The sequence below is a fragment of the Ensifer aridi genome, from assembly GCF_002078505.1.
Classification (GTDB): Bacteria; Pseudomonadota; Alphaproteobacteria; order Rhizobiales; family Rhizobiaceae; genus Sinorhizobium; species Sinorhizobium aridi.
The window spans coordinates 1-15,646 of the sequence record NZ_LUAV01000022.1; the positions used below are offsets into that span (position 1 = coordinate 1).

At 61.8% G+C, this 15,646-nt stretch carries 14 protein-coding genes; 7 read left to right on the plus strand and 7 right to left on the minus strand.

The window, feature by feature from the left end:
• Positions 1-796: 796 nt before the first annotated feature.
• The 7 genes from AYK65_RS19050 (at position 797) to AYK65_RS19080 (ending at position 7,746) form a co-directional block, all read left to right on the plus strand.
• Complete coding sequence (locus tag AYK65_RS19050) at positions 797-2,116, plus strand: tetratricopeptide repeat protein (RefSeq protein WP_081159564.1); 1,320 nt, start codon at positions 797-799, stop codon at positions 2,114-2,116.
• 204 nt (positions 2,117-2,320) lie between these two features.
• Entirely contained in the window at positions 2,321-3,244 is a 924-nt protein-coding gene (gene gcvA / locus AYK65_RS19055) for a transcriptional regulator GcvA (RefSeq protein WP_081160165.1), read from the plus strand.
• A gap of 226 nt (positions 3,245-3,470) precedes the next feature.
• Positions 3,471-3,752, plus strand: a complete 282-nt coding sequence (locus AYK65_RS19060) for a hypothetical protein (RefSeq protein ID WP_244560024.1) — start codon at positions 3,471-3,473, stop codon at positions 3,750-3,752.
• 42 nt (positions 3,753-3,794) lie between these two features.
• Entirely contained in the window at positions 3,795-4,946 is a 1,152-nt protein-coding gene (locus AYK65_RS19065) for a flavin monoamine oxidase family protein (RefSeq protein WP_081159568.1), read from the plus strand.
• A 12-nt stretch (positions 4,947-4,958) separates the two neighbouring features.
• Positions 4,959-5,993: an alcohol dehydrogenase gene (locus AYK65_RS19070; protein WP_081159571.1), complete on the plus strand. Its 1,035-nt coding sequence runs from the start codon at positions 4,959-4,961 to the stop codon at positions 5,991-5,993.
• Positions 5,983-6,663 carry a cupin domain-containing protein gene (locus AYK65_RS19075; protein ID WP_081159573.1) on the plus strand — a complete coding sequence of 227 codons (681 nt, stop codon included), beginning with the start codon at positions 5,983-5,985 and terminating at the stop codon, positions 6,661-6,663. Before AYK65_RS19070 ends, AYK65_RS19075 begins: the two co-directional genes overlap by 11 nt.
• Positions 6,664-6,909: 246 nt before the next feature.
• Entirely contained in the window at positions 6,910-7,746 is an 837-nt protein-coding gene (locus tag AYK65_RS19080; protein WP_172402025.1) for an alpha/beta hydrolase, read from the plus strand.
• A 213-nt stretch (positions 7,747-7,959) separates the two neighbouring features.
• On the opposite strand, the gene AYK65_RS19085 is transcribed toward AYK65_RS19080, so the two are convergent.
• From AYK65_RS19085 to AYK65_RS19115, 7 genes are all read right to left on the minus strand, one after another.
• Positions 7,960-9,174, minus strand: coding sequence for a MalY/PatB family protein (locus AYK65_RS19085; RefSeq protein WP_081159577.1), 1,215 nt, complete (start codon positions 9,172-9,174; stop codon positions 7,960-7,962).
• A 46-nt stretch (positions 9,175-9,220) separates the two neighbouring features.
• The gene (locus AYK65_RS19090) at positions 9,221-10,009 is read right to left on the minus strand and encodes an amino acid ABC transporter ATP-binding protein (RefSeq protein ID WP_139793242.1); all 789 of its coding nucleotides are present in this window, start codon (positions 10,007-10,009) and stop codon (positions 9,221-9,223) included.
• Between the two features lie 13 nt (positions 10,010-10,022).
• Positions 10,023-11,312 (minus strand): ABC transporter permease subunit, encoded by a 1,290-nt coding sequence (locus AYK65_RS19095; RefSeq protein WP_081159582.1) that lies wholly within the window; start codon positions 11,310-11,312, stop codon positions 10,023-10,025.
• 1 nt (position 11,313) lies between these two features.
• Positions 11,314-12,576: an amino acid ABC transporter permease gene (locus tag AYK65_RS19100; RefSeq protein WP_139793243.1), complete on the minus strand. Its 1,263-nt coding sequence runs from the start codon at positions 12,574-12,576 to the stop codon at positions 11,314-11,316.
• A gap of 125 nt (positions 12,577-12,701) precedes the next feature.
• On the minus strand, positions 12,702-13,718 hold the full coding sequence (locus AYK65_RS19105) for an amino acid ABC transporter substrate-binding protein (protein ID WP_081159585.1): 1,017 nt from the start codon (positions 13,716-13,718) through the stop codon (positions 12,702-12,704).
• Between the two features lie 177 nt (positions 13,719-13,895).
• On the minus strand, positions 13,896-14,297 hold the full coding sequence (locus tag AYK65_RS19110) for an enolase-like domain-containing protein (protein ID WP_081159588.1): 402 nt from the start codon (positions 14,295-14,297) through the stop codon (positions 13,896-13,898).
• A gap of 53 nt (positions 14,298-14,350) precedes the next feature.
• Positions 14,351-15,568, minus strand: a complete 1,218-nt coding sequence (locus AYK65_RS19115; RefSeq protein WP_139793244.1) for an MFS transporter — start codon at positions 15,566-15,568, stop codon at positions 14,351-14,353.
• Positions 15,569-15,646 lie beyond the last annotated feature (78 nt).

The window sequence follows — 15,646 nt, forward strand, 5'->3', positions numbered from 1 at the left end:
CCTGGCATTGCCGACCATTCGTAACCGACATCGAAGCTGATCGTCTACGGGCTATGTGTATGAACGTTGATAATCATCTCGCAACTTCCGGAACTCTCGCGCCAGACCGGGCAAACCACCATCAACTCGCCGGCCCCGAAGGAAGATGGCTGGTCGGCGAGGTAAGAGGAAAGCTCGTTCAGAGGGGCCGGGGTGGCGGCTCTCGGGTATCCCGCACTGATCCTTGCTGACGATGGCGACGCGGTACGGGTTCACCGCTGATCTGCCTCCGCGATTGGCCTCAACGCCGGCGGAGCGCTGACCTATACGGCCCGTGTCTTCGACACGATCGCCGCCCTGCCGAAAGAGTATCAAAGGCTAACGAGGGCCGGTCCGCCGGCCCTCGCCTCAGCATCCAAAAGCAAGCGCCTTGAACAAGCCAGGTCCTCGTCATTGAGAGTGATTTTGCGCCGTTTAACGGTCGCATGCATCGGTGCGCGATGCAAATTGATCAACTTGAATGCTTTCCGAGCGCAGCCTCGCCCGACCTCCATCTCAATTGGAGAAGCGACCGACGCAAAGGCGCGCGGCGGCCGGGGCGAGGTTCCGTTTCGGCGCAAATGGACAGGACGTTAGCGTTTCCACGCGAACGTTCACCGCAATTCGCGAAGCTGAAGCGGCGGTGACCCGTCCACGTCGGTACCCAGCTTGTCACTACTCTACATAGTTTGTCAGTTTGTCGAAATACAGACAATTCGCAATCCGGTATAACCGCCATAATGCGATGCGTGTCCGATCCTGGAATGAGGAACCTGCCATGACCCACCTCGACAGCCGCGGCCTTCCCCTCTCGACGACGTCGGACCTCGCGGCCGAGCGCTACCGACATGGGGTCGATCTGCTCCTCTCCACTTGGCCCGGCGCCGCGGAAATCCTGGAGGAGGCAATCGCGGCTGACCCCGACTTCGCTCTCGCTCACGCGGCGCGCGCGCGTCTGCACGCCATCCGTACTGAGCTTGCCTCGGCCAAGGCGCGGATCGCAGCGGCGGAGGAGATCGTTGCCCGGCGCGGAACCGAGCGGGAGCGGAGCCATGTGGAGGTCCTTTCCCTCGCCATCAATGGTCAGCCCGCCAAAGCGTTGGAGCGGGCGCTCGCGCACGCCGACGCTTGGCCCCGCGACATCCTGATTCTCTCGCTGCCGCTCGGTGCCTTCGGACTCCTCGCCTTCTCGGGGATGGCGGATCACGACCAGGCGCGCGTGGATCTCTGTGAGCGCCACGCGCGGCACTTCGACGCCGATGATTGGTGGTTCCTCACCTACCGGGGCTGGGCCCATGCCGAGAATGGCAACGTGACGCTCGGTCGAGCGCTCACGCAACGCGGCTATGATCTGCGGACCGAAAACGCGAACGCGGCGCATGCGCTTTCGCATGCGATGTACGAGGGCGGCGCGGGCGAGGAGGCCGAGAGGCTGATCGCAGACTGGCTGCCTCGCTACGACCGCACCGGCATCCTCCACGGTCACATCGCCTGGCACTCGGCATTGGGCGCCCTGGAGCGAGGTGATCCGGAGAGCGCTCTCGCGATCTACGCGGATTACATTCAGCCTTCGGCTACGGCCGGAATGCCAGTCAACGTGGTCAGCGATACTGCCTCCTTCCTATGGCGGCTCCAGGCATACGGCCACACGGTGCCGGCGGGACTGTGGGCGGCGGCAGCAGCCTATTCCGGCGAATATTTCCAGAAGGCCGGCTTCGCTTTCGCGGATGTCCACATGGCCCTGATCGCGGCCGCGGTCGGCGACAGGGCTGCGGTCGAGCAGCGGGTGCAGGCGTTGACGGACTTGCTCGAGGCAGGAGCCCTGGCCGCGGGGCCAGTCGTGCCGGCGATCTGCCGCGCTGCCTTGTCCTTCGCGAATGAGGACTACGCAGGCTGCGCCCGCACCCTGGAGCCGATTGCGGCCGAGGTCGTGCGCATCGGCGGCAGTGGCGCCCAGCGCGAGTTAGTCGAGGACATGCTCCTCCTGGCCCTGATGCGTAGCGGTGAGGCTGTGAAAGCCCGTGAGCTGCTCGACCGCCGCCTGCACCGACGTCCATCGCCGCGCGACACGCGCTGGCACGCCCTGCTTGCAGCCTGACGATCCCCCTTCGCATGCTGATGCCCGCGTTGCCACAAGGTCACGCAAGTTGGTCGGGGATGCCGATGTTCCAAGGCTCGCGGTAGTTCGGCGGTGGCGTATGCTGGCCATCGACGGCAATACGCTCGACGGAGCAAGCCGCTGGCGGAGATGCTACTTTCGACCGCAAATGGTCGCGACGGCCGTTCCGAGCGGGTGATCAGAATGAACAGGAAGTCGCCAGTATATCTCAATGCTCTGCGCGCGTTTGAAGCTAGCGCGCGTCACGGCAGCTTTTCGGGCGCTGCCGATGAGCTCAGTGTGACAGCAGCGGCGGTTGGGCAGATGGTGCGGGGGCTCGAGGATTGGCTGGGAATGCCACTATTTCAGCGTAGCGCTACCGGGAAAACCAGACTCACTTTAACCGAAAGCGCCGAGCGCGCGCTTCCGGATATCCGAGCGGGACTCGATCTCCTCGGGATTGGACTGGACCGGCTTCGAGAATTGACAACGAGCGGCATTCTGAACGTTACCGTCAGTCCCGCTTTCGCCGCCAAATGGCTGCTACCGCGCATCGATCGCTTCCAAGCGAGGTGCCCGGAAACAGATATCCGGCTCGAAACAAGCTTGAGGCTCGTCGACTATAAGGCGCATGGTATCGACGTCGGTGTGCGCTACGGAGAAGGCTCTTGGCCGGGTCTCGTTGCAGAGAAGCTGATGGAGGAGGAAATCTTTCCCGTCTGCTCCCCTACCTACTCCGATCTGGCCAATTTGACCGAGCCCGCAGATCTCACGCGAACCACACTCATCCACGATCTCTCTGTCGACCCCGCGATCGGTTTCGTCACCTGGGACATGTGGCTGCAAGCTGCCGGTGTGCCTGAGGGGCAACCGCAGAGAGGGATGAGGATCGACAATTCAGCGGCGGTGCTTCAGGCCGCGATCGAGGGGCGAGGCGTGGCTCTGGCACGCAGCATTCTGGCGAACGATGATCTGGCGGCGGGGCGAATCCTGCGTCTGTTCCCCGAAGTCAAAGTGCCTTCGAAGTTGGCCTACTATGTCGTTTATCGGGCGGAATATTCGTCGCTTCCGAAACTCCGGGCGTTCCGGGATTGGCTGATCGATGAGGCGACGTCCCTTCGGTCCTGATTTGAGCATCAGTTAGCATATCTCAGAGTCCCTGGAGAAAGCCCGGCGAAGTTTTTCTTTGCCGCAGGCAAGAAACTCTCATTTGTCAAGGCAGGCTCTCAGCGGCATTTCAAGTGTCCATGGCGCACGTGCTTGCACTGGAAAATCTCCACCGGGACGGCTCCTCATTGAGGAGTCCACTGACCACGTGGGCAACTTATGCTAGGCGACGCTAGAGAGGATGATCATGGCTTATCTTGAAATCACGATGCAGATCGCTGCTGAGAACCGCCGCGCTGCCGCAGGCGTCTATCAGAAGTACAAGGAGCCGTTTCTGTCGCAGATCGCTGGCGCGACATCCAAAGAGCTACTCATCCGCGACGACGACGTTCAGGTTCTCCATGGTTTCAACAGCGTCGAGGACGCAAAGGCCTATCTCGAGAGCGCACTGTTCACCGATGATGTTTTGGCCGGGCTGAAGCCGCTTCTGGCAGCCTCACCGGAAATCCGCATCTACGCCGTGGCCTAAGCCACAGGGAACGGGTCGGATCGCCGGCCCTTCATCTTTGCAATGAGCTCATCTGTGTCACAAATCATTCTGATCGTTGGCGGCGGGCTTGCGGGCCTGACCGCAGCCAGTCTCCTCCATCGAGCCGGTGTCGGCTTCAAGCTTCTTGAGGCTCGAGATCGCCTGGGAGGCCGAATTCTGTCCGTCGACGCCACCGGTGAGCCATCGGGCGACGGCTTCGATCTGGGCCCGTCCTGGTTCTGGCCCGGCTTGCAGCCGGCTATGGGGGACCTCGTCCATCTTCTCGGGCTTCACTACTTCGAACAGAACAGCGATGGCGACGTGATCTTCCAGCGGATGTCCCGCGAAGCCCCTCAGCGCTATCGCGGAATGCGACAGGACCCGCAGTCCATGCGGCTCGTCGGCGGCACGGGCGCGATCATATCGGCGCTTGCCGAAAGCCTGCCCGCACAAAGCATTCAGCTCAGTGCGCGGGTGACACATGTCTCGCTCGAAGGCCAAGAGGTCGTTGTGCAGTATGTCGATGGAAGCGGATCGTCCCATAAGCAGCGGGCGTCGCATGTTTTGTTCGCACTGCCGCCGCGTCTGCTCGAGGCAAAGGTGTTGTTTTCCCCCTCGCTCGACTTCGCGACATCCGAGCGATGGCAGCGAACTCCGACCTGGATGGCGCCCCATGCAAAGTTCTTCGCCCTCTACGACCGCCCATTCTGGCGCGACGCCGGCCTCTCCGGCACGGCGCAAAGCCTGGTGGGCCCACTGGTAGAGATACACGATGCGACAACCGCTTCGGGCCGGGCTGCTCTGTTCGGCTTCGTCGGCCTTCCGGCCGAGCAACGCGCAGCCGTCGGACGCGATGCGATCGTCGCGGCTTCGGTCCAGCAACTCGCGCAGATGTTCGGCCCGCAGGCCGCCAGCCCGCGCGCGACATTGTTCAAGGACTGGACGGACGACCCCTTGACCGCGACCGCCGACGATAGGGCGGGCGGCCATCCCAGTTCCGATCGACGGCCATGGGTCAATGGAAAATGGCGGGATTACATCTCGCTGGCTGGCAGCGAGACCAGCCTGAGCGAACCCGGTTACCTGGCCGGCGCGGTTGAAGCCGCCACTCGAACGGCGAACGAAATCATCAGCAGACTGGGCAGGTCCGAGCGACAGGCGTTCGCCCCGTCGTCCGAAGTATCCCGGGCATAGGGACTGAGAACCATGAAGGCCACCTACCGAGCCATGCAGGTGAAGACGCCCGGCAACCTTGAACTGGTTGAGCGACAGACGCCTGCTCCAAACCCGGGTGAAGTGCTAATCGCCGTTGAGGCCTGCGGCATCTGTGGCGCGGATGCGAGCGACATCGACAATGCCGATCCGGCGCTGCAGCCGCGGGTGCCCGGTCACGAAGTGGTCGGCCGCATCGTTGCCATTGGTGCAAACACGCCGTCTATCTGGAAGGTCGGACAGCGCGTCGGAGTCGGTCGTCTCGGCGGCCATTGCAACGAATGCACCGAATGCCGCCGAGGCCGTTTCAACCTCTGCCGCAATCAGCCCATTGTCGGATCCTCCTGCGATGGTGGCTATGCCGAGATAATGATCGCGCGAGCAACAGGGCTTGTCTCCATTCCGGACGAACTGTCGTCCGAGGAGGCCGCGCCCATCCTCTGCGCCGGCATTGCCACGTTCAACGCGCTGAAGAAATCCGGCGCCGAGCCCGGCGATACCGTTGCCGTTCTTGGCATTGGCGGTCTCGGCCACATGGCGCTGCAGTACGCCCGCAAGATGGGATTTCGGGTGATCGCAGTAGGCCGCGGCGAGGATATCGCCGCGGACGCCGCGAGGCTTGGAGCACATCGATACATCGACACCTACGTGGAAAACCCTGCCGATGCAATCAACGCGATGGGCGGTGCCAAAGCGATCCTGACCACGACCGCCAATCCGACGGCCGTTAGCGCGTTGATGCCCGCGCTTGCTCCGGAGGGGCGTTTGATCGTGCTCGGAGTCGGCAAGGATCCGCTGCCCGTTTCGACGCGATCCCTTGTAGGGGCCGAACGCAGCATAGTCGGATCGATCACGGGCTCTCCCTACGAGAACGAGAAAACGTTGGATTTCAGCGTTCTGACGGGCGTGCGACCGATGATCGAGACCATGCCGCTGGCGCGGGCTGAAGACGCAGTTCAAAAAATGAGGTCCGGTGACGCGAAATTCCGGATCGTGCTCACGATGGGAGACCAGACCGATGCGCATTAATGAAGACCTGACGAAACCGGTGATCGTTCACTCGGCAAAACTCGACTGGATTCCCAGTCCCTCCGCAGGCGTAGATCGCCGCATGCTTTACCGCATCGGCGGCGAGATGGCGCGCGCGACCACGATTGTCCGCTACGCGCCGGGAAGCATGTTTCCGCGCCATGTCCATAGCGGCGGCGAGGAAATCCTCGTGCTTGAGGGCACGTTCCAGGACGAGCATGGCGACTATCCGGCGGGTTGCTATTTCCGTAACCCGCCCGGCACCTCGCATGTGCCGGCGGCGAAAGACGGCTGCACAATCTTCGTGCGTCTCTGGCAATATCGTGAGGGCGACGATGCGCAGATCGTTCGCCAGCCCGGCGAGGGTGAGGCAGCGCCGTTGCGCGACGGGGCCGACGCCGCGCGTATCCTTTTCGACGACGGGAAGGAACGCGTTTCAATCGAGGAATGGCGGCCCGATTCCGCCATTACGATCGAAAATCAGCGTGGTCTCGAATTCCTGCTGCTTTCCGGCAGCCTCGTAATTGGCGCCGAACAACTGGAGCCGCAGAGCTGGGGCCGGCTGCCCGCAGGCGAGCCGCTTAAGGCGACGACCGGACCTGAGGGCGCTGAGATCTGGATCAAGGAAGCACCACTTCAGCACCCGGACGTATTGCAGATTCCCGGTTGAGAGCCGCAGCTGGGATCTCGTAGAGACGGTCACCACATGCGGATGACCGCGTCGCCGGCATGGTGGAAAAATAGTAGCGGAAAATCGCGCATCCCGTTCTGCAAGATCTGGGTCCCAATAGCATAAGCGCCCTGTGCCTGCGTCCAACAGCGCGCCGCCGGGGCAATTCGATTTTTTGGCCAATCAAGACAAGTGCGAATTCCATTCATGAGATATAACCGCGTTGCGTTTGCCACTGGGGCAATGATGGCCGCTGCGATATTCCTGTTCTCCATGAGGTCGGAGGCCGGGCCACTTTGTCCGAAGGGCGATGAGCTGAAGGTGCGTTTGCCGGACCCCGTTTCGGGCCGTCAATATGAGATCTATGTCAGCCTGCCCGCAGACTATGCGATGAACTCCGATAGATCCTATCCCCTGGTAATCATTGCGGATGGCGGCCGGGCGTTTTCGAAGCTCAAGTGCGATGCCCGCACGCTCGAGAACAGCAAGGCCATTAGGCAATCGATCATCGTTGGTCTCTCCTATGCGCTCGGCGATGATCTTCAGGACAGCAGACGTCGCGACTACACACCTGCGGCGCTCCCGAAGGGGGGAAAACTCTATGGGGGCGCCGCCGCCTATCAACGCTATCTTCGTGATGTCGTCCTCCGGTATGTCGAGGACCACTACCGTGTGGCCCCCACGAACCGCATTTTCTGGGGGCACTCATATGGCGGTCTTTTTGGCGCGCACATCCTGCTGACGGAGCCCTCGCTCTTCAAGACCTATGTCCTTGGAAGTCCGTCCTTCTGGTTCGCGAACGAAGCGATATACGATCTAGAGGCGCGCTACGCTGAGACAAACCGGCAGCTTCCAGCGACCGTTTTCCTCTATGTCGGAGGGCTGGAGACCGCACGTTATGATCCTGCAAGAAAGGGAAGAACCCGCGACATGATCTCAGGGATGCAGAAATTCGAAGAGCGACTCCAAGCACGCCGTTACGAAGGCCTTCAAATCTCCTCGATCGTCATCACCGGAAAGGATCATGTCAGCTCTGTAAGGCCCGGATTCGGTTGGGCGTTGAAGGCGGCACTCCGAGATTGACCGATTGCCGCTCCGCGTCTTGAACAGACTGCCAGCAAGCGCATTCACGGCATAACCACGGTCAGTACTCGCGAAGCAACTGAGGAGCGGTCGGTCTCGGCCGCATGGCGCTGTAACTCTTGGGATCTAAGCATCGGCCCGAACAAGAGATGCATGCCTGGAAGGCGCAGACAGGCTGTCGATGCTGACCTTAACGAACGCCGCAATTCAGTCCTAGTCACCGGAAATCCTGCAAACTGCAGCCTTTAGCCGGACAATCGCCTCGTCGACCGTTGCCCGGGCGCAGCCGAGGTTCACGCGCATGTAACCGTGGCCCTCCATGCCGAACTTCTGCCCCTTGTCGAGCCAGAGCCGCGCCTCGGTCAGCATGAATCTTTCCAGTGCTTCGGCATCCAGACCCAACGCCCGGCAATCCATCCATGCGAGATAAAGCGCGTCCGCCGGAAGCACAGTGAGCCCCGCATTCCACCCGTTGATCTCGGCTGCGAAATGGGCGTGGTTGGCGCGGACGTAGGTGATAAGGCTATCAAGCCATGCCTCCCCGTGGATATAGGCGGCTTCGGCCGCAACCATGCCCATTGAGTTCACACGAGGATAAAGGTTGCGTTCCAGCTGGCGCTGGAATTCCGCGCGTAGACGCGGATTGGGGATGAAGGCATTCGCGCACTGCAAGCCCGGCAGGTTGAAGGTCTTCGAGGGCGCGGTGCAGGTGATCGAATTTTTGGCGAACGCCTCGGACAGGCTGGCGAACGGCACATGCCGGCAGGCGGGATTCATGACCAGGTCCTGGTGGATCTCGTCGGAGACGACGAGAATTCCGTGACGGGCGCAGATTTCGCCCATGCTGCGCAGTTCGTCTTCGGTCCAGACATTGCCGGTCGGGTTGTGCGGGTTCGAGAGGATGAAGATCTTCGTGTTCGGACGGATCGCGGCCTCGAACACGGCGGCATCATAGCGGTAGCCAGTCTCGGTCCGGGTGAGCGGCGCACGCGCGGGAAACCGCCCATTGATGAGAACGTCGTCGTGGAAATGCGCATAGACCGGCGGCTGGATCAGAACGGTATCGCCGGGAGCCGAAAAGGCTTGCACGATGGTCTTGAGCGCGGTGATCACGCCGGAGACCGGCACCACCCAATCGGGCGCGACCTCCCAGCCGAAGCGACGCTGCTGCCAGCCGGTCACGGCGGCAATATAGCTGTCACGCGCGCCGAAGGAATAGCCGAAGACACCATGCTGCGCAGTCTCGACAAGCGCATCGCTCACACATTGGGGTGCGCGAAAGTCCATGTCGGCAACCCACATCGGCAGGGGATTGGCAGCCGCCGCTTCCGCCGGAAGGAAGAACCTCGCGCTGTCCCATTTGAGCGAGTTCGAACCGCGACGGTCGGTCGCCTCGTCAAAGTTGATCACCTGAGCATGCATATTCATGAGTACCTCGTCTGAAAACTGTGGGAGCGCTGGGCAAGGCGTCGCCTCAGTGGCGGAGGATCTGGCTCAGGAACAGCCGTGTGCGCTCGGATTGCGGGTTGTTGAAGAAGTCGTGCGGATTGTTCTCTTCGACGATCTGTCCCTGATCCATAAAGATCACGCGATTGGCCACGGCTTGCGCGAACCCCATCTCGTGCGTGACACAGAGCATGGTCATCCCCTCCTCTGCGAGCTCGATCATCGTGTCCAGCACCTCCTTAATCATCTCGGGGTCGAGCGCGGAGGTTGGCTCGTCAAAGAGCATGATCCGTGGCTTCATGCAGAGCGAACGGGCGATGGCCACCCGCTGCTGCTGGCCGCCCGAGAGCTGGCCGGGGTATTTGTTGGCCTGCTCGGGGATCTTGACCTTTTCCAGGAAGTGCATTGCCGTCTCGATCGCTTCCCTCCTGGGGATCTCGCGCACCCAGATGGGGGCGAGCGTACAGTTCTCGAGGATCGTCAGATGCGGGAACAGGTTGAAGTGCTGGAACACCATGCCCACCTCCGAGCGCACCTTGTCGATGTTTTTGAGGTCCGATGACAGCTCGATCCCGTCCACCACGATCTTGCCCGCCTGATGTTCCTCAAGGCGGTTGATGCAGCGGATCATCGTCGATTTCCCCGATCCCGACGGACCGGCGATGACGATGCGCTCGCCGCGTCTCACAGTAAGGTTGATGTCGCGTAGTACGTGGTAGGTCCCGTACCACTTGTTCATGTCCTCGATCCGGATCGCGACCTCCTCGGACACCCTCATGCGGCTGCGGTCGATCTCGGTTTCTAAATTGAGTTCCATCAGGTGGGCCTCCTTAACGGTGGTCGGTTTTCAGGCGGCGCTCGAGATGCATCGAGTAGCGCGACATGGAGAAGCAGAAGATGAAGAAAAGCCCTCCGATGAAGATGAAGAGCTCCCAATAGATCCCCTGCCAATCGGTCGTCGCCCGGATCGAATTGGAAAGCGCGATCGGGTCCAGGAGGCCAATGAACACAACGAGGGTCGTGTCCTTGAAGAGGCCGATGAAGGAATTGACTATCCCGGGGATCGATATCTTGAGCGCTTGCGGCATGATCACGAGCCGCTGCGCCTTCCAGTAGTCCAGCCCCAGTGCTTCGGCCGCCTCGTACTGGCCCCTCGGCAGGGCTGCCAGACCGCCGCGGATCACCTCGGCCATATAGGCGGTGGCGAACAGGGTCACCATGATGATCACCCTCAGGATCAGGTCGAAGTTCGTCCCCGGCGGCAGGAAGTAGTTGAGCAGCAGCGAGGCTGTGAAGAGGAGCGTGATCAGCGGCACGCCGCGGATGAACTCGATGAACACAACGCTGACGGTTTTCACGAGCGGCATTGTCGAGCGTCGTCCCAGTGCCAGAACGATGCCGAGCGGCAGCGATAACGAGATCCCGGTGACCCCGATGACGATCGACAGCAGGAAGCCGCCCATCTCGCGCGAGGTGACGGCGGGGAGCGACAGCGGAAGGAGCTGCTCGAGCACCGTCGTGACCGGGCCGGAGGCCAAGAACCACCAGGCGAGCGCCCCGGCGAATGCCAGCCCGACGGCAACGCCGCTTCCGAGCCGCGTCGTGAGCCGCAAGACGATTCCGCCGACGGTAAATCCAGCGTAGGCCGAGACGGGAAGCCAGAGCGTCCCGCCCCAGATCAGCCAGTACGCGAGGCCTGGGAACACGGCGCTGAACCAGAGCAGCCTGCGCGGCACGGGCGGGAAGAGGATAGGCGCCATCGCCACGAGCATCAGGACGAAAGCAAGCACCGGCCGCCAATACTGGGCCGGCGGATAAAAGCCGAACAGAAGCTGCGTCCAGCGATCACGGATGACCGCAAGGCACGCGCCCTCCGCGCCACCCAGGATCTGGCGGCACTCACTAAGCGAGTTCGCGCTCCAGACGGAGTTGAAGAGCCATGGCGATAACGACCGCGCGATCCAGACCAGCGCGATCAGCGACGCCACGGTCAGGAGCGCACTAAGCCAGTTGTTAAACAGCTTCTCCCGCAAAAGCTTCACAATGCCAAAGTGGTTGGTAGGCGGCTCGCGGGCAGGCAGCATCTCGCGGCGGACAAAGGTAAGGTTTCGGTCGCTCATATCAACGCTCCTTCAGCCCGACCCGGGCATTGTAGACGTTCATCGACCCGGAGATGGTGAGGCTCAGCGATAGGTAGATCAGCATGAGCAGCAGCATGCCCTCGAGTTCGCGGCCGGTCTGGTTGATGGTGATCCCGCCGAACGTCGAGCGCAGGTCCATGTAGCCCACCGCCAACCCCAGCGAGGTGTTCTTGGTGATGTTGAGGTATTGCGAGATCAGCGGCGGCACGATCACCCGGAGCGCCTGCGGCAGGATCACCAGCCGCATCGTCTTCCCCGGCCGAAGGCCGAGGGCGTGAGCGGCCTCCGACTGGCCTTTGGAGATCGCAAGGATGCCTGCTCGCACATTTTCGGCGATGAAGGCGCCGGTATAGATACCGAGCCCGAGCCACATGGCGATCAGCGCATTGCGAAGCTGGAGCCCGCCCTGGAAATTAAAGCCGCGCAGTTCGGGATAGCCGAGATGAAAGCCGAGCGCCCAGAGAAGCAGGAGTGGCGGACCGGAAAGGACGGTGATGGTCTTCCACCAGGTCACCGGTCTGATGCCGGTCTGGCTCTGTACCCGTTCGGCATGCCGCACCAGTGCTCGATGGACGAGCCAACACAAGATCACGACCACGACGATGGCGACGACGCTCAAGCTTGGCTGAATGATCCCGAGATTGAGCGTCCCGAGGTCGCGGGTAAACAGCGGCTCGGGTACGAAGACGCCGCGATTGGTAATGGCCACTGCGCCGAAGATCATGCTGGCCGTGGCATTCTCGCCCTTGAACGCATTCGGCGCGGGCACGGCTTCACTCATGATCGCACCGAAGACCAGGATCCAGAGCAGCAGCGGAATATTGCGGAAGACCTCAACATAGACCGTCATCAACCGCGCAACGATCGGGTTACCGGACAGTCGCAACACGCCCGCAGCGACGCCGATGATCGTGGCCAGAGCACAGGACAGGACCGCGAGGACCACCGTATTCAAAAGCCCGACGAGCGCTGCGCGGCCGTGCGTCATCTGGGTGTCGTAGTTGATGAGCCGCTGGTTGATGTCGTAGCCGGCGGTGCTCCATAGAAACGAGAAGGAGAAATCCTTGCCTAGAAGCGCGAGATTGCGGACCGTGTTGTCCACCAGCCAGGCGATCCCCAGCATGAGGCACATCAGAACGAAGATCTGGATCGTGTAGGAGCGGTAGCGGCTATCGTTGAGCAGCATGCTCAGACGAAAAGCACGGTGCGGCTCGCGGGTGGAAAAAGTGATTGCGTGTGCCATTGGCGAAATCCCTGCAAGTCCGTCGCAACAGTCTTCGCCCGCGCGAAATTCGGGCGGAATGAGCGCTGTCATCGCGTTTCGTCAGGAAAGGCGCGCGGCCTTAAGCCGCGCGCCTCATGGGGTTCTCACCGGAACGGCTGGGAGTACATCAGACCGCCCTTGGTCCAGAGCGCATTGAGCCCGCGCGTGAGACGGATCGGCGTGTCGTCTCCGAGGTTGGCGGCGAAGATCTCGCCATAGTTTCCGCCGGCCGCGATGGCGCGCCTGGCCCAGTCGGCATCAAGTCCCAGCATTTTGCCGAGATCGCCTTCCTTACCGAGAAGGCGGTTGATTTCCGGATCGTCCGAGGCATCTGCAAGCTGGTCCACATTGGCCTTGGTCACGCCCAGTTCCTCGGCGGCAAACAGCGCATTCTGCGTCCAGTGCACGATGTCCGCCCACTGCTCGTCCCCCTGACGGACGATCGGCCCGAGCGGCTCCTTGGAGATGATTTCGGGCAGGATGACGTGGTCCGGCGGGTTCTTGAAGCTGGCGCGGACGGAGGCGAGATTGGAGCCGTCGCTGGTATAAACGTCGCACGCTCCCGCCTGATACTGACGCTCTCCTTCGGCGCTTGAATCAACCGGCACCGGCTCGTAGCTCATCTTGTTGATGCGGAAATATTCGGCCAGGTTGAGCTCGGTCGTGGTGCCGGACTGGATGCAGACGGTGGCGCCGTTGAGGTCCTTGGCGGAGGACACGCCGAGTTCCTTCTTCACCATGAAGGCTTGCCCGTCGTAGAAGTTGGTGCCTGCGAAGGTGAGCTTCAGGTCGGTGTCACGCGAAAAGGTCCAGGTCGTCGCGCGCGACAGCACGTCGATCTCGCCGGAAGCCAAGGCGGTAAAGCGGGTCTGGCCTGTGGTCGGAACAAACTCGACCTTCATCGGGTCGCCGAGCACGGCCGCGGCCACTGCCCGGCAGAATGCGACGTCGAAGCCCTGCCAGACGCCCTTGGCATCGGGAGCGGAAAAACCCGCCGTACCGGAACTGACGCCGCAGTTGAGCTTGCCGCGTGCCTTTACCTCGTCGAGCGTGCCCGCCATTGCCGTGCCGGACAGTAGAGCGACTGCGCTAAGTGTTAGCAGGAATAGAGATTTCTTCATTTTCGTTCCCCATTGGTTTTGTTACCGAACGTGAATTTGAAGCTGTTTCTGTGTTCTGTTCATTCCTCCTGTTTTTGAGTGCCGCATAGACTGACCGCGGCTATTTCCATGCGCGCTTCCGCATCCTTCCTCAGCTTCATCCCGAAGCCCGGCGCGGTCGGCACCTTCAACCGGCCGTCAACCGGCTGAAGGTCTTCCTCGAACAGGTCGCGATTGCACGATTTCAGCGAGAAGGTGTGGCCCGGCGGCCTTGCCCTTGATCTCCCAGAGCGCTGCATCGAGCGCGCTCATCGCGCCAAAGATCACCGGCCCTCCGCCTTGCGCCCAGAAAGAATGGCGCAGCATGTGCTCCCATAGGGTCTCGGTGTCGTTCGGGTCATTGCCCAGCACAAAACGCTCGGCAAGCTTGCGTTTCATCGGACCGGCCGCTTCGGATGCCGTGCCAAAAGCCAATGCAGCCTCGCCTAGTCCGGTGATGCCCTCATCGGTGTGGATGCCCGCGAAGATGGGACGCCAGAGTGCGATACCATTCTGCCCAGAGAGGTCGATTTCCAGGGTCTCGACTTTGGTTATCTTCATTGCGACCACTCCTGCTGGGTTTCATCCGGTTGCTGAGGTTGCGGGGATCGCAGTCATCGCGACCCGCGCACATAAGTCCCGCCAAGCGCGAGAAGGGCCAGCACGAGGGGAATGAAGGACAGCGCGAGGATGGTGTTCCAGCCGTAGGCCGTCAGCAGCCCCCCGGAAAGAAACGAGCCGAGGGTCATCATTCCGAACACGGCGAAGTCGTTGAGCGACTGGACGCGCGCCTTCTCCTCGGGACGATGGCATTCGAGCACCAAGGCCGACGCACCAAGGAAACCGAAATTCCAGCCGACACCGAGCACGATGAGGGTGATCCAGAAATGCGCCACATCCACCCCCGTCAGCCCGACGGCCGCGGAGATGCCCGTCAACACCAGGCCCGTCATGACCACGCGGGGTGCACCGAAGCGCGTGATCAGGCGCCCGGTGAAGAAGCTCGGGGCATACATGGCAACCACGTGCCACTGAATGGCGAGGTTGGAGGACTCTTGGCTCAGACCGCAGAGCTGCATTGCCAAGGGTGCCGCGGTCATTAGGAAGTTCATGAGCAGGTAGGAGACGACCCCGCAGATCACAGCCGTGATGAAGCGTGGCTGCCGGGCGATAACACCAAGGGGGCGGCCGCCCGCGGCCTCCACCTTAGTCGGCGTCGGAAGCCGAACTCCGATCAAAAGCAGCGCCGAGAGTGCCGCCACTGCAGCCTGGGCAAGGTAGCTCGCCGCGAACATGTAGGGCATCCAGAGATACATGGTGTGATTGACAAGCTGCGGCCCGATCACGCCGGCCAGAACACCTCCGGCCATGACGAGAGACAATGCACGTGGGCGCCGTTCAGCCGGAACGCAGTCGGCCGCCGCGAAGCGGAAGGAAAGTACCACTGCGGCGTAGACGCCCCCAAAGAGCGTCGCGGCGCAATAGAGCCAGAAGGAACCGACCACCACCGCGATCGCCGCCAGAACACCGACGAGCACACCGCAGCTTGTCCCGACCAAAAAAGCCGTACGACGACCGTAACGTTGCGCGATCGCGCCTGCGGGCAGTGTCGAGAGCGCCATTCCGACGACGAACATCGATATCGGCATTGTGGCGAGTGCCGGGGTGGGCGCGAGCGTATTGCCGACGATCGCTCCGGTGGAATAGACAACAGCGGAATTCGCGCCGCCGAGCGCCTGCGCAATCGCCAGCCTCGCAAGGTTGCCGCGCGCGGAGTCATAATGGGCTGAGGCAGCAGGTTCGAGGACATTGCTTGCGGTAATTTCTGACATCCGGCTTCACAAGGCATGAGGACATGGGTCCGGCGCGAGGGTTCCCACGTCGGTCGAGAGGCGATTGGCATTTGATGT